At 56.2% G+C, this 19,715-nt stretch carries 17 protein-coding genes; 6 read left to right on the top strand and 11 right to left on the bottom strand.

Annotated elements, in window-relative coordinates; all coding sequences use genetic code 11:
• Nucleotides 1-29: 29 nt before the first annotated feature.
• From BM029_RS06250 to BM029_RS06230, 5 genes are read left to right on the top strand one after another with little or no spacing between them, the layout of a single operon-like run.
• Nucleotides 30-809 (top strand): type II secretion system protein N, encoded by a 780-nt coding sequence (locus BM029_RS06250; RefSeq protein ID WP_371329088.1) that lies wholly within the window; start codon nucleotides 30-32, stop codon nucleotides 807-809.
• Nucleotides 806-3,118, top strand: coding sequence for a type II secretion system secretin GspD (gspD, locus tag BM029_RS06245; RefSeq protein ID WP_092433669.1), 2,313 nt, complete (start codon nucleotides 806-808; stop codon nucleotides 3,116-3,118). Before BM029_RS06250 ends, gspD begins: the two co-directional genes overlap by 4 nt.
• A complete protein-coding gene (gspE, locus tag BM029_RS06240; protein ID WP_170851002.1) occupies nucleotides 3,115-4,566 on the top strand; it encodes a type II secretion system ATPase GspE in 1,452 nt (483 codons plus the stop codon). The genes gspD and gspE overlap by 4 nt, the downstream gene beginning before the upstream one ends.
• 46 nt (nucleotides 4,567-4,612) lie before the next feature.
• Nucleotides 4,613-5,833: a type II secretion system inner membrane protein GspF gene (gspF, locus tag BM029_RS06235; RefSeq protein ID WP_092433663.1), complete on the top strand. Its 1,221-nt coding sequence runs from the start codon at nucleotides 4,613-4,615 to the stop codon at nucleotides 5,831-5,833.
• 19 nt (nucleotides 5,834-5,852) lie between these two features.
• A complete protein-coding gene (locus BM029_RS06230; protein ID WP_092433661.1) occupies nucleotides 5,853-6,392 on the top strand; it encodes a type II secretion system protein N in 540 nt (179 codons plus the stop codon).
• A gap of 46 nt (nucleotides 6,393-6,438) precedes the next feature.
• On the opposite strand, the gene hslU is transcribed toward BM029_RS06230, so the two are convergent.
• The 6 genes from hslU to dksA form a co-directional block, all read right to left on the bottom strand.
• Complete coding sequence (gene hslU / locus BM029_RS06225) at nucleotides 6,439-7,791, bottom strand: ATP-dependent protease ATPase subunit HslU (protein WP_092433659.1); 1,353 nt, start codon at nucleotides 7,789-7,791, stop codon at nucleotides 6,439-6,441.
• A gap of 109 nt (nucleotides 7,792-7,900) precedes the next feature.
• Nucleotides 7,901-8,437, bottom strand: coding sequence for an ATP-dependent protease subunit HslV (gene hslV, locus BM029_RS06220; protein ID WP_092433656.1), 537 nt, complete (start codon nucleotides 8,435-8,437; stop codon nucleotides 7,901-7,903).
• A gap of 239 nt (nucleotides 8,438-8,676) precedes the next feature.
• On the bottom strand, nucleotides 8,677-10,014 hold the full coding sequence (locus tag BM029_RS06215) for an STAS domain-containing protein (RefSeq protein ID WP_139217203.1): 1,338 nt from the start codon (nucleotides 10,012-10,014) through the stop codon (nucleotides 8,677-8,679).
• Between the two features lie 524 nt (nucleotides 10,015-10,538).
• Nucleotides 10,539-12,587: a TonB-dependent receptor gene (locus BM029_RS06210; protein WP_092433651.1), complete on the bottom strand. Its 2,049-nt coding sequence runs from the start codon at nucleotides 12,585-12,587 to the stop codon at nucleotides 10,539-10,541.
• A 162-nt stretch (nucleotides 12,588-12,749) separates the two neighbouring features.
• A complete protein-coding gene (locus BM029_RS06205) occupies nucleotides 12,750-13,121 on the bottom strand; it encodes a hypothetical protein (protein WP_092433649.1) in 372 nt (123 codons plus the stop codon).
• A gap of 144 nt (nucleotides 13,122-13,265) precedes the next feature.
• Nucleotides 13,266-13,670, bottom strand: a complete 405-nt coding sequence (dksA, locus tag BM029_RS06200; RefSeq protein WP_038497220.1) for an RNA polymerase-binding protein DksA — start codon at nucleotides 13,668-13,670, stop codon at nucleotides 13,266-13,268.
• Between the two features lie 19 nt (nucleotides 13,671-13,689).
• Between dksA and BM029_RS06195 the strand changes: the two genes are divergently transcribed.
• On the top strand, nucleotides 13,690-14,289 hold the full coding sequence (locus tag BM029_RS06195; RefSeq protein ID WP_092433647.1) for a hypothetical protein: 600 nt from the start codon (nucleotides 13,690-13,692) through the stop codon (nucleotides 14,287-14,289).
• Nucleotides 14,290-14,314: 25 nt separating this feature from the next.
• Here the strand turns inward: BM029_RS06195 and BM029_RS06190 are convergent, their stop codons facing one another.
• From BM029_RS06190 to BM029_RS06170, 5 genes are all read right to left on the bottom strand, one after another.
• A complete protein-coding gene (locus BM029_RS06190; protein ID WP_092433645.1) occupies nucleotides 14,315-15,367 on the bottom strand; it encodes a CobW family GTP-binding protein in 1,053 nt (350 codons plus the stop codon).
• Nucleotides 15,368-15,454: 87 nt separating this feature from the next.
• Nucleotides 15,455-16,051: a Fur family transcriptional regulator gene (locus tag BM029_RS06185; protein ID WP_092433643.1), complete on the bottom strand. Its 597-nt coding sequence runs from the start codon at nucleotides 16,049-16,051 to the stop codon at nucleotides 15,455-15,457.
• A gap of 152 nt (nucleotides 16,052-16,203) precedes the next feature.
• On the bottom strand, nucleotides 16,204-17,205 hold the full coding sequence (xerC, locus tag BM029_RS06180) for a tyrosine recombinase XerC (protein ID WP_092433641.1): 1,002 nt from the start codon (nucleotides 17,203-17,205) through the stop codon (nucleotides 16,204-16,206).
• A gap of 27 nt (nucleotides 17,206-17,232) precedes the next feature.
• A complete protein-coding gene (locus BM029_RS06175) occupies nucleotides 17,233-17,901 on the bottom strand; it encodes a DUF484 family protein (RefSeq protein ID WP_092433639.1) in 669 nt (222 codons plus the stop codon).
• Between the two features lie 184 nt (nucleotides 17,902-18,085).
• Nucleotides 18,086-19,267, bottom strand: coding sequence for a porin (locus tag BM029_RS06170; protein WP_092433637.1), 1,182 nt, complete (start codon nucleotides 19,265-19,267; stop codon nucleotides 18,086-18,088).
• Nucleotides 19,268-19,715: the final 448 nt, after the last annotated feature.

The raw sequence follows: 19,715 nt of genomic DNA, 5'->3' as shown, positions 1-19,715 counted from the left end.
GCTCAGCAGCGGGAAAGTTGATGCGCGGTTTGAGCAGAGTATTGATGTGGACGGCGGCTGCACTTTTGAGTGTGCTGATCACGACAGCGGCTTTTTTGCCGGCTGCGTGGCTGGCGCCGTTGGTGGAAAGTCGCACCGGCGGCAGGCTCACGCTGGGCGAGGCGCAAGGCTCGTTGTGGCGAGGTTCGGCCTTTGTCGGGGCCGCGCCAAGCGGCAAAGATGCGGTGACGGCTTTATTGCCGGGGCGGTTTGCCTGGCGCTTGTCGCCATTGGTTTTACTAGGGCGGGTCGAGGCGACCTTGGAGAATGCAGAAGTACTGTCGAGCGCAGTAAACATTCGCGGCAGCTGGAGCACCTGGGTCATCAGTCCGTCCAGCCTGGCTTTGCCGGCTGAGCGTTTGGCGGCACTGGGCGCGCCTTTGAATACCTTGCAGCCGGCGGGACGGATGAAGCTGGGCTGGCAGCAATTGACGCTGGCGCGCGCCAGCAGCGGCGGCGTCGATTTAAACGGTGTCATGACGCTCGACATGCTGGCGATGGCATCGCGCTTGTCGCCGGTCAAGCCGCTCGGCAGTTATCGCATGCGGTTTGACTGGCAGGGCCGCCAGGCAAACCTGACGCTGGCGACGCTGGACGGGGCGATGCTGCTGAACGGTAGCGGCAAATTGCAAGACGGTCACTTGCAGTTTTCGGGTACCGCGGAAGCGGCGGCAGGACAAGAGGAAAAGTTGGCGACTTTACTGAGTTTACTCGGACAACGGCGTCAGGTGAATGGCAGAAACGTTATCGGACTAGAGTTCAAATCATGAAAGATAAAATGTATTTCACACTACTTTCAAGCACAAGCAACTGGCGCAGCGCTGCGGCCATCGCCCTGCTGACCTGCGCTACCGCGGTCGCCGCGCAGCCGGTGCCGCCGGTGCAACCGACACCCGGAAGCGGCAACAATGCCGCTGGCGGCGTGAACGGCCAGGCCGTGATGAATTTCGTCGGCGCCGATATCGAATCCGTGATCAAGGCCGTTGGCCAGTACACCAATACCACTTTCATCGTCGATCCGCGCGTCAAGGGTAGCATCAACCTGGTATCGGAAAAGCCGTTGACTAAATCCCAGGCTTTCGATTTGCTGGCTTCGACGTTGCGGCTGCAAGGTTACGCAGTGGTGCGCGGCGACGGTTTTGTCAAAGTAGTGCCGGAAGCGGACGCCAAATTGCAAGTGGCGCCGACCCGGCCTGCCAGTGTCAGGGGAGATCAGATTGCAACCCAGATCTTTTCGCTGAACTATGAATCGGCGACCAATATACTGCCGGTGCTGCGACCGCTGATTTCGCCGAACAACACCATCAATGCCAACCCGGGCAATAACACACTGGTGGTAACCGATTACGCCGAAAACCTGCAGCGCCTGGGGAAAATGATAGCCGCCCTCGATGTACCGGCGGTCAACGATCTGGATGTGATTCCGGTGCGTTACGCGGTGGCCAGCGATATCGCCGTGATGGCCAGCAAATTGCTGGACTCCGGCTCTGCCGCACCCGGCGCCGGCGACAGCGCGCGCACGATGATCATGGCTGACTCCAGAACCAATTCGGTGGTGGTCCGGGCGCCATCCGTAGGACGTGCAAACCTGGCCAAATCGCTGATCGCCAAGCTCGACCAGCCGACTGCCAACGCCGGTAATGTACACGTGGTCTATCTGAAAAATGCCGATGCCGGCAAGCTGGCTAAAACCCTGCGCGCGATTGTTTCGCAGGATGCTTCGGCCTCAACCAGCAGCCAATCCAGCAAGAGTTCCAGTAGCGTTTCCGGCAGCATGCTGCAAGGTTCAGCCACTGGCGGGGTACTGAGTTCGAGCAATTCGACGTCGCCGTCGTCGCCATCGCCATCGTCGTCGCCCTCCGATGCATCGTCGCAATCGTCCGGCAGCGGCGGCGCCGCCGGCTTTATCCAGGCCGACGACTCCACCAATACCCTGATCATTACCGCCAGCGAACCGGTTTATCGCAACATCCGCGGTGTCATCGACCAGCTCGATACCCGTCGCGCCCAGGTGTATGTGGAGGCCTTGATCGTCGAAGTCACGGATAGTGCAGCCAGTGAGATCGGGGTGCAGTGGCTGGCGTTGAGCGGAGATAAAAACAGCAATTACCGGGTCGGTGGCGGTACCGGATTTACGGGCACCAATACCGGGATCGTTGGCAACAATCTGTTCAACACGGCAATCGGCCAGGCTGTCAATACCGGTACCAGCGCTACAGTACCGACGGTCGGTAGTGGTTTGCAGCTCGGCATATTCCGCCAGATTGCCGGCAAAATCGGTTTGGGTGCTTTAGCCAGCGCCTTGAATTCCACTACCGGCAGCAATGTATTGTCGATGCCGAATCTGCTGACACTGGATAATGAAGAGGCCAAGATCATCGTTGGTCAAAACGTGCCATTTGTCACGGGTTCGACCCTGACCACCGGCGCCGGTACGAGCAGCCCGTTCACTACCATCGATCGCAAGGACGTTGGTACCGCATTGAAGATAAAGCCGCATATTTCTGAAGGCGGCACGGTGCGTCTTGAAATTTCGCAAGAGGTGTCAGCGGTGATTGCCAACACGGCCAATGCTGCCAACGGACCGACCACCACCAAACGTTCCCTGGATACCAATGTTGTGATTGACGATGGCGAGATCATCGCCTTGGGTGGCTTGATTGGCGATAACAACCAGAACGGCGTGCAAAAAGTACCGCTGCTGGGCGATTTGCCATTTATCGGTAACTTCTTTAAATATCAGTCTGGCTCCCGCGAGAAAACCAATTTGATGATATTTTTGCGCCCGGTTATTGTGCGCGACAAAGAGACCAGCAATCTGCTAGCCGTAGATCGCTATGACTACATGCGCAAGCAACAGATTAAAGTGCAGCCTGGCAGCAGCGTTCTGACCAATTTCGGTTCATCGGTCACATCCAGGCTTGAAGATGGCGGCCCGTTCATCGATCTGCGCAAGCAGCAGGACGGGTCAGACAGCACAGGCACACAGCATCAGCCAGCGTCTGAGCAATCCCAGTTGCCAATGCCGAAACCGGTGACAGCACCGGCGCCAGGCTTTGTGAATGACAGAGCGCCATGAACGACCCCAGAATGACCGACACGCGTCTGCTGCCATACGCCTTTGCCCGCAATTTTTCGTTGCTGGCACAGCGTACCGAGGATGCCAACGGCGCTGACAATGCGGTGGAGTTGTGGATCTCCGACGCTACCCAGCCTAGCGCCATTGCCGAAGTCAGCCGCCGCTTTGGCCGCGTCAAATTCCGCAAACTGTCGCGCGACGAACTGGAAGATGCGATTGCCAAAGCCTACGCCGGCGCCGGCGGCGACGCCGCGCAAGTGGTGGACGAATTTGAATCCGATCTCGACCTCGCCAAGCTGATGCAAGACATGCCGGCGATCGAGGATTTGCTGGAGTCGTCCGACGATGCGCCGGTGATCCGCATGATCAATGTATTGCTGACCCAGGCTTTGCGCGAGGGCGCCTCAGACATCCATATCGAACCGTTCGAGCAGATTTCAGTGGTGCGCTTCCGCATCGACGGCAGTTTGCGCGATGTCGTGCGGCCCAAGAAAGCCGTCCATGCCTCGCTGATTTCCCGTATCAAGATCATGGCGCAACTGGATATCGCCGAAAAGCGTTTGCCGCAAGATGGCCGCATCACTTTGCGCGTCGGCGGCAAGCCGGTGGATGTGCGGGTCTCGACATTGCCAACCGGCCATGGCGAACGCGCGGTGCTGCGCCTGCTGGACAAGGAAGCCGGCCGGCTCGATTTGCAGCATCTAGGCATGAGTCCGACAGTGTTGCCGCAGTTCGATCGCCTGATCGCACAGCCGCATGGCATCGTGCTGGTCACCGGGCCGACCGGGTCCGGCAAGACCACCACGCTGTACGCCGCGCTGTCGCGCTTGAATACCAGCAGCACCAATATCCTGACGGTGGAAGATCCTATCGAGTACGAACTGGCCGGGGTCGGCCAGACCCAGGTCAATGCGCGTATCGACATGACATTTGCCAAAGCCTTGCGGGCGATCTTGCGGCAGGATCCGGATGTCATCATGATCGGTGAAATCCGCGATCTCGAAACTGCCCAGATTGCAGTGCAGGCGTCGCTCACCGGCCATCTGGTGCTGGCGACTTTGCATACCAATGATTCTGCCGCTGCGGTGACCCGTTTGCTGGACATGGGCATCGAGCCATTCCTGTTGTCGTCGTCCCTGCTGGGTGTGGTGGCGCAGCGCCTGGTCCGGAAACTGTGCACCCATTGCCGCCGCCACGACGGCCAGCTCTGGCATGCGGTCGGTTGCGAGCAATGCGGCCATACCGGTTATCACGGCCGGGTTGGCGTCTATGAGTTGTTGCTGACGACCGATGAAATTACTGCGCAGATCCACAACCGGGCATCGGAAGCCGAGATACAGCAAGTGGCGCAGCGCAATGGCATGCAGACCATGCGCCAGGATGGCGAGCGCTGGCTGGCCGAGGGCATTACCACCCAGGCCGAGTTGTTACGCGTCACCAAAGAGTAACTGAATGAAGAGTAACTGAAGAATAAGCGAAGAGTAGAGGAGCAGCGTGCCAGCATTTCGTTACGAAGCGGTAGATACCGCCGGCATCACCACCAAGGGTGTGGTGAATGCGGACAGCGCCAAGATGGCGCGTGCCGACCTGCGCGCCCAAGGTTTGCTGCCGCTGACGGTAGAAGCGATTGCGCAGCAGGTGGATGCTGCCGGCAACTTGAAACGGCGCGGCTTTGGCGAACATCTGTCGACGGTAGAAATCGCCTTGTTTACGCGCCAGCTAGCCAGCTTGCTGGAAGCCAGCCTGCCGCTGGAACAAGCGTTGACGGCGCTGCTGGAACAATCCGAGCGTAGTTACCAGCGCGACCTGATCGCATCGATCCGATCCGATGTGATGGGCGGCGCCTCGCTATCCAGCGCGCTGGCCGGGCATCCGCGCGATTTCGCCGAAATTTATCGGGCGCTGGTTGCGTCGGGCGAGCAGATCGGCCAGTTGTCGCGCGTGTTGTCCCGACTGGCCGACTACATCGAACGGCGCAACTCGCTGGTGCAGAAGGTAAAACTGGCATTCACTTATCCTGCGATCGTGACTGTGGTGGCGTTTGTGATCGTCATCTTCCTGCTGACCTACGTGGTGCCGCAGATCGTTTCCGTGTTCGCTAACACCAAGCAGAAATTGCCGATGCTGACGGTAATGATGTTGGCCACTTCCGATTTTGTCCGCAACTATGGCTGGATAGTCCTGATCGCGGTGATCGCGCTGTTCTACGCATGGCGCACGGCGCTCAAAAATCCCGCCACCAAGATGCGCTGGCATACCTGGCTGCTGAGTGCGCCGCTGTATGGCAAATTCGAACGCAGCTTGAATACCGCGCGCTTCGCCAGCACGCTGGCGATTACCACCGGCTCCGGCGTGCCGATTTTGAAAGCGTTGCAAACCAGCCGCGATACCTTGTCCAACGTCGCCATGCGGCAACAGGTCGATACTGCCGCCACCAGCGTGCGTGAGGGTGTCGGCCTGGCGCGCGCACTGGCGGCCAACAAACATTTTCCGCCGATGTTGATTCACATGATACGGGCCGGTGAAGTGACCGGTGAATTGCCCGCTATGCTGGAGCGCGCCGCCAGTGCCCAGGAGCAGGATCTGGAACGGCGTGCGATGACCATTGCGGGCTTGCTGGAACCGGCCTTGATTCTGGCGATGGGGGTGGTGGTGTTGTTGATTGTGCTGGCAGTACTGATGCCGATTATTGAAATCAACCAGTTGGTGCGCTAGGACAAAGTCAGGGAAAAACGTGAATCTACCATTAACAAAAAAACTGGAGCGGCAAAGCAAGCGCCTGCCGGAATTTCTCAGCCTGCTGCTGTTCATGCTGCTGTGTGCCTGCACGGCGTACTGGGTGATGCAGCTGATCAAACCACCACTGCGCGCGGTGACCGCGCCGCCGCAAGCGGAGCAGGCGCAGGTAGATGTCTCGCTGGCGGCGGGTTTGTTCGGTGGCCGCGGTACGGTTACCGTTGCCAGCAATTACCAGCTGTTGGGCGTGGTGGCTGCTAAAAAGGATGAGGACAGCGTGGCGATTCTGAGCGCCGACGGCAAGCCGGCGCAGGCGGTACGACAAGGCAAGGAGTTATTGCCGGGAACCAGCATCAAGGAAGTGCATGCCACTTATGTCTTGCTGTCTGAGGGTGGGGTCTTGAAGCGTGTGATGCTGCCGGAAGATGTGCGCTCCAAGTCGGGCATGGCCAGTCCTGCGCCGATACTGGCACCGGCCGCCGCCCCTAATCAAGATTTACCACCGGAGCAACCGGCGGTGCCGGTGCAGGACAAGTAAGGTGGCACAAACTTGCGCACCTCACTTGCTAACCCACTTGCGAACCTTACAGTACGTAACGCGATAAATCCTCGTTGACCACCAGTGCTCCCAGGCGTTCATCGACATAAGCAGCATCGATCACCATGGTTTTATCGGTGGCGTTAGTCGCCGAAAACGAGATTTCTTCCAGCAGCTTTTCCATCACCGTGTACAGCCGGCGGGCGCCGATGTTCTCAGTTTTTTCATTGACCGAGAACGCGATTTCTGCGAGTCGCTGTACGCCTTCTTTGGCAAATTCCAGCGTGATGCCTTCGGTTGCCAGCAGCGCTTCATATTGCTTGGTCAGGCAGGCGTCGGTGCCAGTCATGATTCTTTCGAAATCGCTGATCGACAATGAATCGAGCTCGACCCGGATCGGGAACCGGCCTTGCAGTTCCGGAATCAGATCCGACGGTTTCGCCAGATGGAAGGCGCCGGACGCGATGAACAGGATGTGATCGGTCTTGATCATGCCGTACTTGGTGTTGACCGTGGTGCCCTCGACCAGCGGCAGCAAGTCGCGCTGCACACCGGCGCGTGAAACGTCAGCGCCGCCGTTCTGCGAACGGGTGGCGATCTTGTCGATCTCATCAAGAAACACAATGCCGTTTTGCTCGACGTTGGTGATCGCTTTCTGCTTCAGCTCATCTTCGTTGACCAGTTTGGCGGCTTCCTCTTCGATCAAGACTTTCATTGCATCCTTGATCTTGATCTTGCGATTTTTCTTGCGATTGCTGCCGATGCCGGAAAACATGGATTTGATCTGCTCGGTCATTTCTTCCATGCCGGGCGGCGCCATGATTTCCATTTGCGATGTCGCTTCCGACAACTCGATCTCGATTTCCTTATCGTCGAGCACGCCTTCGCGCAGCCGCTTGCGGAAAGTCTGGCGGGTATTGCTGCCTTTATCCGAAGCGCTGTCACCGTCTCCGGAACTCTGCTCAGGATGGAAGCCGAAATCGCGCGCCGGCGGCACCAGGATGTCAATAATCCGGTCTTCAGCAGCATCTTCCGCACGGGTGCGGACTTTGCGCATTTCGGCTTCGCGGGTTTGTTTGATGCCGATGTCGATCAGGTCGCGGATGATGGTGTCGACGTCGCGGCCGACATAACCGACCTCGGTGAATTTTGTGGCCTCGATCTTGATGAACGGCGCGTCGGCCAGCTTGGCCAGGCGTCGTGCGATTTCGGTCTTACCGACACCGGTAGGTCCGATCATCAGGATATTCTTGGGCGTGATTTCGTGGCGCAGCGGTTCGGCTACCTGCTGCCGGCGCCAGCGGTTACGCAACGCAATTGCCACCGCGCGCTTGGCGCGATCCTGGCCGACTACATGTTTATCCAGTTCTGAAACAATTTCTTGGGGAGTCATGTTCATGTTTTTTTCCGCGTTTGATAGGTGAGCTCGCAAGCCATGCAGGGCCGGATCTTCTTTAGAATCAGGCAAATGCCTGCCCAGGCTTGCCGGGCAGGTCTGCAATGAAATCTTAGTCGAGGGTTTCGATAATGTGCGACTGGTTGGTATAGATACAGAGGTCACCGGCAATCACCAGCGATTTCTTGACGATATCCGCCGGCGACAACTCGGTGTTCTCTTGCAGCGCCGTGGCTGCCGACTGGGCGAAAGTACCGCCCGAACCGATCGCACCGATGCCATTGGTAGGCTCCAGTACGTCGCCATTACCGGTGATGACCAGCGTGGTTTCGCGGTCGGCCGTCAACAGCATGGCTTCCAGCCGCCGCAACATGCGGTCGGTGCGCCATTCCTTGGCCAGGTCGACCGAGGCGCGCATCAGGTTACCCTGGTGTTTTTCCAGTTTCGACTCAAACAGATCGAGCAAGGTGAACGCGTCGGCCGTGCCGCCGGCGAAACCGACCAGTACTTTGCCCTGGTACAGCTTGCGGACTTTGCGGGCGGTGCCCTTCATGACGACATTGCCGAGTGTTACCTGACCATCGCCACCCAAGGCGACACTGTTGCCGCGTCGCACTGAAAGAATGGTGGTGCCGTGAAATTGTTCCATTTTTGCTAGCCTCAGAAAATGCGGACCGATTTGGTGATCAGACCGCTCATGCCGGGCGCTGGGCGCCCGTGCTGCATGATGTGATTCGCTATCGAATAATAAATCGATACTGTCCCAAAAAAATGGGGACGGCTGACGTGATTACAAGCGCTGAATTACGTAGATTTAGCGTTGTTTTTTTATTACTGCAGAGATTTGATTTTATTGAAACTTAATTCTTTAAGCTTAATTCTTTAAGTTTAATTCTTGCGCGGCACCACACGCACGACTTCCTGTATGCCTACGACCTTGAACAAAGCTGTCACGAGGTGGTTGACGCTATGGAACTCAATCGCATTGCCGTTGCTGGCCAGCATTGACAAGCCATTCAGCAGTTCGCCGGCTGCGCTGAAATCCACACGGACCAGGCGCGAGCAATCCATGATCGCAGGGCTGTAGGCATTGGCGTGGGTTTGAATTTTGGTCAGCAGCTCGTCGGTTCGGCCTTCAATCAGTATAGGCATGAGCAGGCTGTTGTTGCCGCTGGTGGTGTTGCTTGCATTCAGGGTGTTGTCTTCGGCGGCGGTGATGATCTTGGCGTGCGGTTTGACAAACGGCGGTGGCGAGACTTCAAACGTGATCGAGTAATCTATGCTGGCGTCTTCGTAGGCTTCTTCGAGATTGAGCAGATGCAGGATTTCAAGCAGCAACAACCATGGTGCTGCGGTTTCGTCGCGCCGTCCAACCAGCAGGATTTCGCGGATCTTGTCGGCCAGTTCATCGGCGCCGACCAGTATCAGGTCGAGCCCGGATTTTTGCAGTTTTTTCAACATGCGCAGCAACAGGCCGCAACCGATCGGGTCGACCGAGCTGACGCGGGTGAATTCCAGGCGCACCGCCGGGTGGGTGGCGCTCAGTTTTTGCGCGCGTTCCAGTTGCTTGCCGATGTTGGCGTCGAGCTTGCCGGAGAAAGCTACCGCCGGCAGCGCACCAGGCTTTTCCTGGTTCTTGGCCTGCGGATCGAGCGTCATGATATCGATCCAGGTCGGCGGCGAGGTTTCAAATTTGTTGGCAAAATCGACCGACAGATTATCGAATTCCTGTTGCTTGCCGGTGATCTGGTACAGATCCAGCAGCATCCACCAGACCACATGCGTTGACGAACCGAGATCGCTTTCGGCAATCGCATTCAACAGCAGTGCTTCGGCGATGTCGCACTGATCGCTGGCGAACAATACCGCCGCTTCTTCAATTACTTCCGGCGTATCGGACACGGATACTTCGATGCTGCCGCTTCTCGATTGATCGTCCAGGTATTCGGTGGCCCTGCTCATCACCGGCAGCGTCATCTGGGTGGTGTTCGAGCCCTGGGTAGTTGTGATCGGCGCGGCACTGTTGGCGTCGAGAGACGCTTTGGAAGCGGGCGGCAGATGAACGAATTCAGACGACATCTCTGACTCGATCGCATCGATTTTCATGGTCGTCGAGCTACGCACCGCACCATCGCGCAACGTGGTGGAGTTGGTCTGCCGCTCCGGGCTTTCACCAAACAGAACCGGCGCTTGATTGTCTGCCGCGGCTGGTACTTTTTCATCCACCGGTGAAGCGCCGTTTGGACGATTATTTTTGCCAAAAAGCGAGAAAATCCCCACGTGTCAATCCCGAAAGTAAGTTGCTGTTAAAGCTTTATGAGTAGCTATGTTTTTTATTGAAAACAGGGTTGCGCAATATGGTTAACTACGGCTAGTTGCCGCTACCTGTTCCGCAAATTTTCAGATGCGCTTTTATCATCGCTTTTGCCATTGTTTTGCTATCGCTTTGCTATCGCTTTGCTATGCTGATGGCCACATTTTTGTTTTGAATCTGTTCTCGCTTATGCATGCTTTTACATATTCTGAAGAATAAAAAAGCACGATCAATCGATACCTCTAAAGGTAACACAAAGCAACACCGGAAGTATGTCTGGAACACCCTAAGTTATGACATAAATATGTTGCGACATTTGCATGTTGGCTCTGAAAATTAGACATTTTGACCATGAATACGCACATGAACGTAAACCGGAATTGCGCCGCCTGCGTGATTTCCTTGCCTGGCAATTCCGGTTTTCCAGTTCAGGAATTTAGAACCTGGTGCGTACGCCAAGAATCACGCTGCGGCCTGGTTGTGGCGCAACATCTTTCAATACCGAAGTCGCCAGGCGGATATCCTGATTCAACAGGTTCTTGGCCAAGGCAAACCAGGTGAGCTGGTACGAACCGAGCTTCCGGGTATATGAAAGATTGGCGTCAATCTTCGTGTATGCCGGCGTCGCGCTGTCTTCAAAGGTTGCCAGCCGATCTTGTTGCAGCGCGCGCAGGATGGTGACGCCGCTGCGCCATGGCCCCTGTACATAACCAAGGTCGATGCCATAACGGCTAGCTGGCTGCAATGGCAGGTTACCCATTTGCTTGAGTTTGCCGCGTGCAGTGTCGGCAAAGCCGCGTATTGAAAATCCCTCGCCGCGCAAGTTGTAGCTGATTTCCGCTTCGGCGCCACGGATGATGGCACCGGCTTGTGACCAGAACCGCTCGGTGAAGTCGCCGTGGTCATGATCGTGGCCGTCTCTGTGATGATCGTGATCATCTTCAACCGGCTCGACCATGCGGCCATAAACGAAGTTGTCTACGTGGTTTTCGAACAAATTGGCTTTCCAGCGTACCAAGCCTGTGGTTTTTTGCAATGTGAGTTCAATGTTGCGTGAGGTCTCTTTTTTCAAAGCAGGATCGCCGATGTCGAAAGTGGCGGTGGCCTCATGCGGGCCGTGCGAATACAACTCTTCTGCGGTAGGTGCGCGTTGTGCAATAGAGATAGTCGGCCCGAAACTGTAACCGGAAGCGAAGCGCCAGAGGCCGCCGACGGAGTAAGACGCGAGATTGAACTTGCGATCGGGTAGTCTGGCCGCTTCATCGGGTTGACGTTTCACCGATTCCAAACGCAAGCCGGCGCTGGCGAGGAGGGGGCCGAATTCACGTTCTTCGACTAAAAACGCAGCAAATGAGTTGGATTTTGTTTTAGGGACCGTGTCGGGCAAACCACTTGCCGCACCGAGCGAGGAGAAGCGTGTGTCTTCGGTTTGCATGCCGAAAGTACCGTGCCATCCGGCCACAGGTTTGTGCGCCAGTTCCCATCGGCTTTCTGTCGATTGATTTGAGAAGATCGTGTGCGGCGTGCCGTCTTCATGTTTCTCGGTGTGTGTGTAATCGGTATGGCCGAGCTTGAATGTGAATGTTTCGAAGCCAGCGAACGGGTCATCGATCTGGCCAGCGATGTCGTAGCGGTTTTGGTGCAGATCGATGAATGATTTTTCCTCGGTGGGGATACCGTAATGGTCGGCCAGGGTTGCCACCGATGCTCCTATATGACCCCAAGACGCAATATAGGATGCGCCGATGCCGACTCCGGTTTCATGGGTGAAAGAGTTAGGCAAGCGCCCCGACGCAGAAGCGGGATCGCTCTGGGTGGAATGTCCCGGGATTTTGTAATTGCCGGTGTCGCGCCAACTGCCATCCAGATGCATGCCTATCGGCCCCGTCGAGCCGTCCAGCATCAACGAGGCGCTTCTGCCATTGTCGCCGCTGCTATAGCGCACTTCGGCTTCGCCGCTGAGCTCCTTTTGCAACTGTGTCGGAATACGGTCATTGACGACATTGACCAGGCCGCCGATGGCGCCGGAGCCATACAGCAACGCGGCCGGGCCGCGCAGGATTTCAATTTGACGGGCCGTCGCAGCTTCGGTGGCTACCGCGTGATCGTTGGACAGGCTGGAGACGTCTGCCACCGACATGCCGTTTTGCAGGATCTTGACGCGTGGACCTTCCATGCCGCGAATGATAGGGCGGGAAGCACCGGCGCCGAAACCGGATGCCGATACACCAAGTTCCTGCGACAAAGTGTCTCCCAGCGATGTGCCGGTCTTGTTGCGTAATTCTTCTCCGGACAATACTTTGGTCGGACTCAGGATCTGCGTGTCGACATGGGGATTGAGCGGGCTGGCGCTGACCACGATTTGTGGCAAGGGCTTAACCTGTTCCGCGGCGTCGGGTTGAACATCTACGGCGGAAGCTGCAGAAGAGAGAACGGTGAGCGCGGACAGAACCGCGCTGGATAACAGCGTACGTTGGACGTGCATGATGATTCCTGGACAGGTAATGGCCGTCGATGGTCGAGTCGATGCAAAAGCGATGTGCAAAGCAGCACAATCAATCGCGCACGATCAAAGGCGACGGCAACAAATAATGATTTGTTTCGAATGGTGTGCTTCGCGATAAGCGAAGCCGGTAACTGCGTCCTGTCAGGAGCGGGGTGGTGCGCGAGGTGAGAAGTGGCAGGTGAACGGGGCATGCCAGGAAGCGAATGCCTGCCACAACGCCAGCACATTTTTGCCCGGCAGTGGCGGTAATGTCAGCGGCGCCGAGTAGATTGTTGCAGCCAGGGTGGCGTCGTCGAATGCGGCGCAAGAGTGACGTGCTTTGCCGCCGCCTTCGATGGTGCGCTCGATTACCGACGTCATGTGCGTCAGTTGGGTCGATTGTTTGTTTTCCCAGGCCGCATGGACGATGCTATGCGTCAGTCCCAGCCATTGCGCGAACAGGATCGCCAATACCAGCACGGGCGCAAAGGCGGCGTGCCGGAGGCGTCTTGAGCGAAATACCGGAGCGGACATCAAGGAATCGGTAGCGTTGAAAACAACGACGGCAAAAGTGGGCTGCCATCAAGGATCAGGCTAAAAGTTACAGGAAAACCAACCAAGGCTGCAATGCTACCTTGGCTTAAATTTTCGCATAGCCCCCGGGGCCGCTATCGAAGATCAATCGCCGTAAAGCTTTTGTTTCAGTTCGCGACGTTGCTGTGCTTCCAGCGACAAGGTTGCAGTCGGGCGTGCCAGCAAACGCGGAATGCCGATCGGTTCGCCGGTTTCTTCGCACCAGCCGTATTCACCGGCGTCAATCGATGCGATCGATTGCTGTACTTTCTTGAGCAATTTGCGTTCGCGATCGCGGGTACGCAATTCCAGGGCGTGTTCTTCTTCGATGGTGGCACGGTCTGCCGGATCTGGCACCAGGACGGTTTCACGCAAATGCTCGGTGGTTTCTCCGGCGTTCTTGAGCAGGTCGATTTCTAACTGCTGCAAACGCGCTTTGAAGAAAGCCAGTTGCGCCTCATTCATGTAGTCCTTTTCGCTCATCTTGAGGATTTGCTCTTCGGTCAACAGAACGGATTCGGAGGTTGGTTTGGTTGTTTTAGTAGCCACTTCGCTTGCTTTCGATACGACGTTTTTATCAATTTTATCCGTTAATCCGGCACTTGCGGGCTTGTCGCTGGTGCTGCTAGCGCCGGATCTGGCCGTTGGGGAACTCAGTTTCTTTGTAACAGAACTACTGGCTTTTGCCATTGTATTTCGCGTTACTTCACTACGCGTTACCTTATTGCGCGTTGCCTTCTCTGCCGCCGGAGCGGAGCTGGTAACAGATTTGGCCGTCGCCGTTTTCTTGGCTAGGGATTTTACAACAGGTTTGGGGCCAGGTTTGGCAACTTTGGACGCAGCCTTACTTGCGGTTGCAACAGGGGACTCAGACTTCAGTGGCGCCCTGGTGGAGATTTTTGCTGCTTTTTCAGCTATTTTTGCACTGCTTGTTGCGACTTTAACTGCGCCTTTATCGGCGCTTTTATCCGCTTTACTGGCGGGAACACTGGCTGGCCGGGTTTTCGGCGTCAATTTGCCTAGCGAGGCCGCTGCCTTCTTGGCAACGGTCTTTTTAACGGTCAGGTTCATGGTCCTCTCCCTTAAATCAGCAGCCAGGCGACTATGCGATTGGCCCGCTATCCAGTGATTTCCCAGCGCAAAACTGCCATAGTTTATACCAAACATTGCTCCAAACCGCGAATAAAGATGTCTTTCGGCAGATTCTTGCCAATGAAGACCATTTTGCTGCCGCGTGTCTCATTTGCATCCCATTTGCCGCCGACATCGCTGCCCATGATTTGATGCACACCTTGAAACACAACCTTGCGGTCGGCGCCATCCATCAACAATACGCCTTTGTAGCGCAACATGCGCGGTCCGTATACTTGCACCAGGCCACCGAGGAATTCATCCAGGCGTGCAGTATCGAAGGGCCTTTCACTTTTGAACACAAAAGCGGCTATTTCGTCATCGTGATGTGCATGATGATGGTCGTGATGGCCGTGGCCCTCATGCTCATGGGAGGGATGGTCGCAATCGTCGCCGCTGTGCTCATGCGCATGTTCTTCCGTTGCCAAAAAGTCAGGGTCGATTTCCAGCTTGGCGTTGAGATTGAAACCGCGGATATCCAGGATTTCGTCGATCGGCGTGTGTTGCGGATCCAGCGTGATGATCGGTGCGCGCGGATTGATGCGTTTCAGGCGGCTGGTCAAGGCAGCAACTTCTTCTGCGCTCACCAGGTCGGTTTTGGAAAGCAGCAATTTGTCGGCAAAACCTACCTGGCGTTGCGCTTCTTCCTGTTGGTCGAGTTGCGACATTGCATGCTTTGCATCGACCACGGTGACGATTGCATCCAGCATGAAGTGCATTGCGACTTCATCGTCGACAAAGAAGGTTTGCGCTACCGGCCCCGGATTGGCCATGCCGGTGGTCTCGATAATCACCCGGTCAAAGTTCAGCTCGCCGGCTGCACGGCGCCGCGCCAGCGTGGTCAGGGCGACGATCAGGTCGCCGCGAACGGTGCAGCAGATGCAGCCGTTGTTCATTTCGACGATTTGCTCGGTGCTGTCTTGCACCAGGATTTCATTATCGATATTTTCCTGGCCGAATTCATTTTCAATCACGGCGATTTTATGGCCGTGCTGCTGTTGCAGGATACGGTTGAGCAGAGTGGTTTTGCCGGCGCCGAGGAAGCCGGTCAGGATCGTGGTGGGGATGAGTGCCATAGTGAGATTCGGAAAAATGAAAACTACAAACAATAGAAAACCGGGTGGAAATTCAGATCAGAAAACTGCTGTTATGAATGCAACGGACTAATGCGCGCAATCGGCACACCAGCCCTTGATGGTCAGTTCGATCTCATGACCTTGAAAGCCCTTGCCCAGCGTGTCTTGTAAAGCTTGTTGCAGTTGCTTGCGCAGCTTGGCCGGCGTAGTGGTGCCGGCGTGGCTGTCGCCTAACGCCAGGATGCTATCCAGGAAACCGGCGTCGCCGCTGCCGTCCAGGCAAAATACCTTGGCGCAGCGGGTGCATTTGAAATGCCCGTGCTGATGCTGGGCCTGATGCGTCGCACTGCCGTGCGGGCCGGAATCGCCGTGCTCGGCGCCGGCGCTATAGCGGAACACGCGATCGTCGCCGGCAATCTTGTGCGCCAGGCCGGCGTCGGTCAGGCAATCGAGGGCGCGATACAGGGTTACCCGGTCCATCTCGGTAAACTGATCCTGCATGTCCTGATGCGAAAAAGCGCAACGCGCCTCCAGCAAGGCCGCCAGGACCTTGATGCGTGCAGGAGTGATGCGTAGTGCAACTTCGCGCAACTGCGCTTCGGCCAACGCCGTCGCATGCTGATGGGTGTTGCCCTTGGCGGTTGCGGCGGAAGCGACAGATTTCAGTTTTGGGCCTGGGTTCATAATGCAGTATGGGTAGGTGAGATTTCAATTATGCCTGAAATGCAATTCAGTTGCATATTTGATGTGGTATGTGGATCGAAGCATCCAGCCCAAGAGGTTGCAGCTTGCTGCTCATGCATTGAGCTCATGTACCCGGGATCAGGTATCTAGGCTCACGTATCCGAGATTTTTTTTGCGCGCGGGTGGGCGGCATCATAAACCTGCGCCAGGCGCTGGAAGTCGAGCGAGGTGTAGACCTGGGTAGCGGCGATCGATGCATGCCCCAGCAATTCTTGTACTGCGCGCAGATCGCCGGAGCCCTGCAGCATGTGCGAGGCGAATGAATGGCGCAACACATGGGGATGGACGTTGCTGGCGATGCCGAGCGATAGCGCATGATGCTTCAGACGCAACTGAATCACGCGTGGCGATACGCGGGTGCCGCGTTCTGTCAGGAACAGGGCTGCGGCATGTCCATCCTTGTCACGCTTATCGCCATTGTCATCCTGATCATTTTTGAGCAGCGTCTGGCGTTGCGGCAGCCAGGCCGTAATCGCTTGTATTGCCGGGTTGCCCACTGGCACGCTACGTTTCTTGCCGCCTTTACCGGTGACTGTCACTTCGGCCGCATCAAGGTCGATCCAGCCGGCCGATTCATAGCCTGCTTGCTTGCTATAGCGCAGGTCCAGCCCTGCCAGTTCCGAGACACGCAGCCCACTGGAATACAGCAGTTCAAACATCGCGTGATTGCATAACGCCATGCTGGATCCGGCCTCGGCCAATGGATTACCACTGGCCACCAGATGAATCGCGTCGTCGGCGGCCATGGCTTTCGGTAGCGGTTTGGCGCGCTTTGGCGCTTTCACGCCTTCGACCGGATTGGTGGCGAGCGTGGTCTGCTCTGCCAGCCACTCGAAAAAGCCGCGCCAGGCCGACAGCTTGCGCGCAATCGAACTTGGATTCAATCCGCGAGAGTGCAATTGCGCGGCAAATTTGCGGATGTGAAAGTGCGTGACGGCGGCGAACTCCCAACTGTCGCCGAGTGCCTGCGTCAAGCTTGCCAGTTCCTTCAAGTCGCGGGCATAGTTGCTAATCGTATGTGCTGATAGCTGGCGCTGTCCCGCCAGACTATCCAGATAGCCGCTGAGGTGGGTCTGGTTGGCGTCGCCGTTCACGATGGCTGGTGATAAAGGGTAAGCGGGTTAACCGAGCAAACAGGCCAGCGCGGCACTTGCGGTCTCGCCAATCTGCACCAGGAAATCGGTTGCCATGTCGGCGCTAAAGCGTTGCGGATCAGGCGAGCCCAGCACCAGCAGGCCGAAGGTTGCCGAGGCGGTGGCGCTGCTGCTACGTAAGGGCAGCATGGCGACGGACTGGACATCCTGCTCCAGCCAGGAGGCGGCTTCGAAATCATTGTTGCTGCCGCAAAACGGCAGGCTCAAGCCATTGGCGAAAATCTTGGCATCCTCGGAAGCCGCTGCCGCAAACCAGGTGTGTGAATATTCCTCGGCGACGCCCCACAGCCGCAAGGTAGCCTGAGGTACTGCAAATCCGGTGCGCAGGCCGTCGACCAGCGTGTGCGGCAGGTCGACATCGTTGCGGGCCAGCAGCAGGCTGCGGGTCCAGCTGTGCAGTTTATGCGCGCTCGCATCATTTTCCTGGGCATTGCGCACCATGTCGGCCAAGCGCAAATCCTGCAGTTTGATTTTTTCGCGGAGTATTTCCATTTGCCGCTCTTGTAGCGACACGGCCCGGCCTAACAGGGGGCTGGTGAGGCGAATCTTGGCCAGCAGTTCAGCGTGTTCTTCGAAAAAATGCGGGGAATCGATCAGATATTGGGCGATAGCATCGGGATCAAGTTGGAGGGTCATGTATGTCGGTGATGAAGAAAAGGAATGATCAAGAGTACACCGCTATGCCGGTGCGTGACAACTTTGAAGTCTTAAGCAAATCGTCAGGCAATAAAAAAGGCCCACATGGCAAGCCATGTGGGCCTTTTACATCTCTAATCAAGCAACCTTGCCCGCTTGCTGCTGCGGGTTCGGTCAGCTTAAATTAGAACTTGTGACGGATACCAACAGCAACTGCTGTTTGGTTGCCAGTGTTGCCGAGGCTGTCGCCGAACACGCCTGGATTGACAGCATCCTTAGCGCGCAGGTTCGACACGAATGCGTACAGGTCAGTACGCTTCGACAGGAAGTAGTCAGTACCCAGGTTGATTTGGGTCAGCTTGCCCTTGTCGGCGCCAGCATCAGCAAATGTCAACTTGTTGTATTGAACGCTAGCCAACAGGTGCAGAGGAGCTGTAACAGCGTAGTTCACGCCCAGTTCGAAGATGTCAGCCTTGGTGTTGTTGAAGCTGCCAACTGTGAAGCTGCCTGCTTGCAGAACACCAGTGGCGCCCAGAGTCGAAGTGTATGCCAGAGGTTGCTTAGTACGCGACCAGTTACCATACAGACGTGCTGGACCAGCTTGGTAGCTAGCGCCCAGGCTGAATGTTTTCAGAGCTGTGTCGCCAGCGTTACCGTGGCCAGCGAACGATGTGTTGCCCAGGATCGAAGTGTCGCTGGCGTTAGTGCCGCCAGGAGTGCCCAGTTTCGATTGGTAGTAAGCAGCGAACAGACCCAGTGGGCCGTTAGCGTACTGACCGCCCAGACCGAACGCTTGACCGTTCGAAGTTTGGCCAGCTGCTTCGCCGAAACCGTAGATTGCGCTAGCTGTGAAGCCGGACAGATCTGGTGTGTTGTAACGGATCGAATTGTTGGTACGTGTACCTTCCAAACGATTGAAGTTGTGACCGACGGAACCAGTTACGCCACCGAAATCTTGAACCGAAGTCCATTGGCTGACGTCGTCCAGGATGTCAGTTTGACGACCCAGCAGAACGGAACCGAAGTTGCCGCCCAGACCGACTACCGATTTACGACGGAACAGGTTAGTAGTGCCCTTGTCTTGGCCGTTCAATGCGCCAGTGTCGTTGTTGAAGCCAGCTTCCAATTGGAACAGAGCCTTCAGACCGCCGCCCAGATCTTCAACGCCTTTGAAACCCAGACGCGAACCTTGGATAACGCCGGAGTTAACGCTGAATTTGCTGCCAGTGCCGCCAGTTGATGTCAGAGCCTTGCTTGTGTAAACGACGCCAGTATCAACGATACCGTAGATGGTTACGGAGCTTTGAGCTTGTGCTGCACCTGCGATTGCGCCGAGTACGGCCAGTGCGATTAGTGATTTCTTCATTTGACGTCCTTTATTTAGAAAACTGTCTTAAGGATCCGTACATCTTGCCGGATGGATGAACATTAAGGGGTCTCGCTGGCAATGCCTGCGGTTTGGTTTCCTGTGACGCTATAAATTGGTCGAAATTGAAGAAGATTGTTAATTGTGTTGTATTTTTGTGACAAGCAGGGAAGGGCTTTAGCTGTGCTTGCAGCGGCCCGGATTTGCGCAAACATGGGTGTTGCGTCGTGTGCAATTTGGCAATTGCACCTGTTGCGTAACTAATATTAGGCTTTTTGCGAAGGCTAGTGAAGAGTTCCGGTTTGTATTTACCGCTCCCGAGCTATTGCAAAAACAAAATATGCGTTGCAGTACAGGCGATCCAGCCGGCCGGGTAGCTGTTACATGAATCGAAGACTTCATATTTTAAAGGTCGAGTGGCGTAGTTTTTGTGAAATTAAGAGATTTT

This window comes from Collimonas sp. OK607, assembly GCF_900111995.1.
Taxonomy (GTDB): domain Bacteria; phylum Pseudomonadota; class Gammaproteobacteria; order Burkholderiales; family Burkholderiaceae_D; genus Collimonas.
This window is presented reverse-complemented; position numbering and strand designations above follow the sequence as displayed.

What these genes read in the sequence shown, in the direction of transcription:
- BM029_RS06175 (WP_092433639.1), bottom strand. Translation starts at nt 17,901, where the DNA reads ATGACCCTCCAACTTGATCCCGATGCTATCGCCCAATATCTGATCGAT.
- BM029_RS06170 (WP_092433637.1), bottom strand. Translation starts at nt 19,267, where the DNA reads ATGAAGAAATCACTAATCGCACTGGCCGTACTCGGCGCAATCGCAGGT.
- BM029_RS06210 (WP_092433651.1), bottom strand. Translation starts at nt 12,587, where the DNA reads ATGCACGTCCAACGTACGCTGTTATCCAGCGCGGTTCTGTCCGCGCTC.
- hslV (WP_092433656.1), bottom strand. Translation starts at nt 8,437, where the DNA reads ATGGAACAATTTCACGGCACCACCATTCTTTCAGTGCGACGCGGCAAC.
- hslU (WP_092433659.1), bottom strand. Translation starts at nt 7,791, where the DNA reads ATGAACATGACTCCCCAAGAAATTGTTTCAGAACTGGATAAACATGTA.
- gspD (WP_092433669.1), top strand. Translation starts at nt 806, where the DNA reads ATGAAAGATAAAATGTATTTCACACTACTTTCAAGCACAAGCAACTGG.
- BM029_RS06190 (WP_092433645.1), bottom strand. Translation starts at nt 15,367, where the DNA reads ATGGCACTCATCCCCACCACGATCCTGACCGGCTTCCTCGGCGCCGGC.
- BM029_RS06185 (WP_092433643.1), bottom strand. Translation starts at nt 16,051, where the DNA reads ATGAACCCAGGCCCAAAACTGAAATCTGTCGCTTCCGCCGCAACCGCC.
- gspE (WP_170851002.1), top strand. Translation starts at nt 3,115, where the DNA reads ATGAACGACCCCAGAATGACCGACACGCGTCTGCTGCCATACGCCTTT.
- BM029_RS06205 (WP_092433649.1), bottom strand. Translation starts at nt 13,121, where the DNA reads ATGTCCGCTCCGGTATTTCGCTCAAGACGCCTCCGGCACGCCGCCTTT.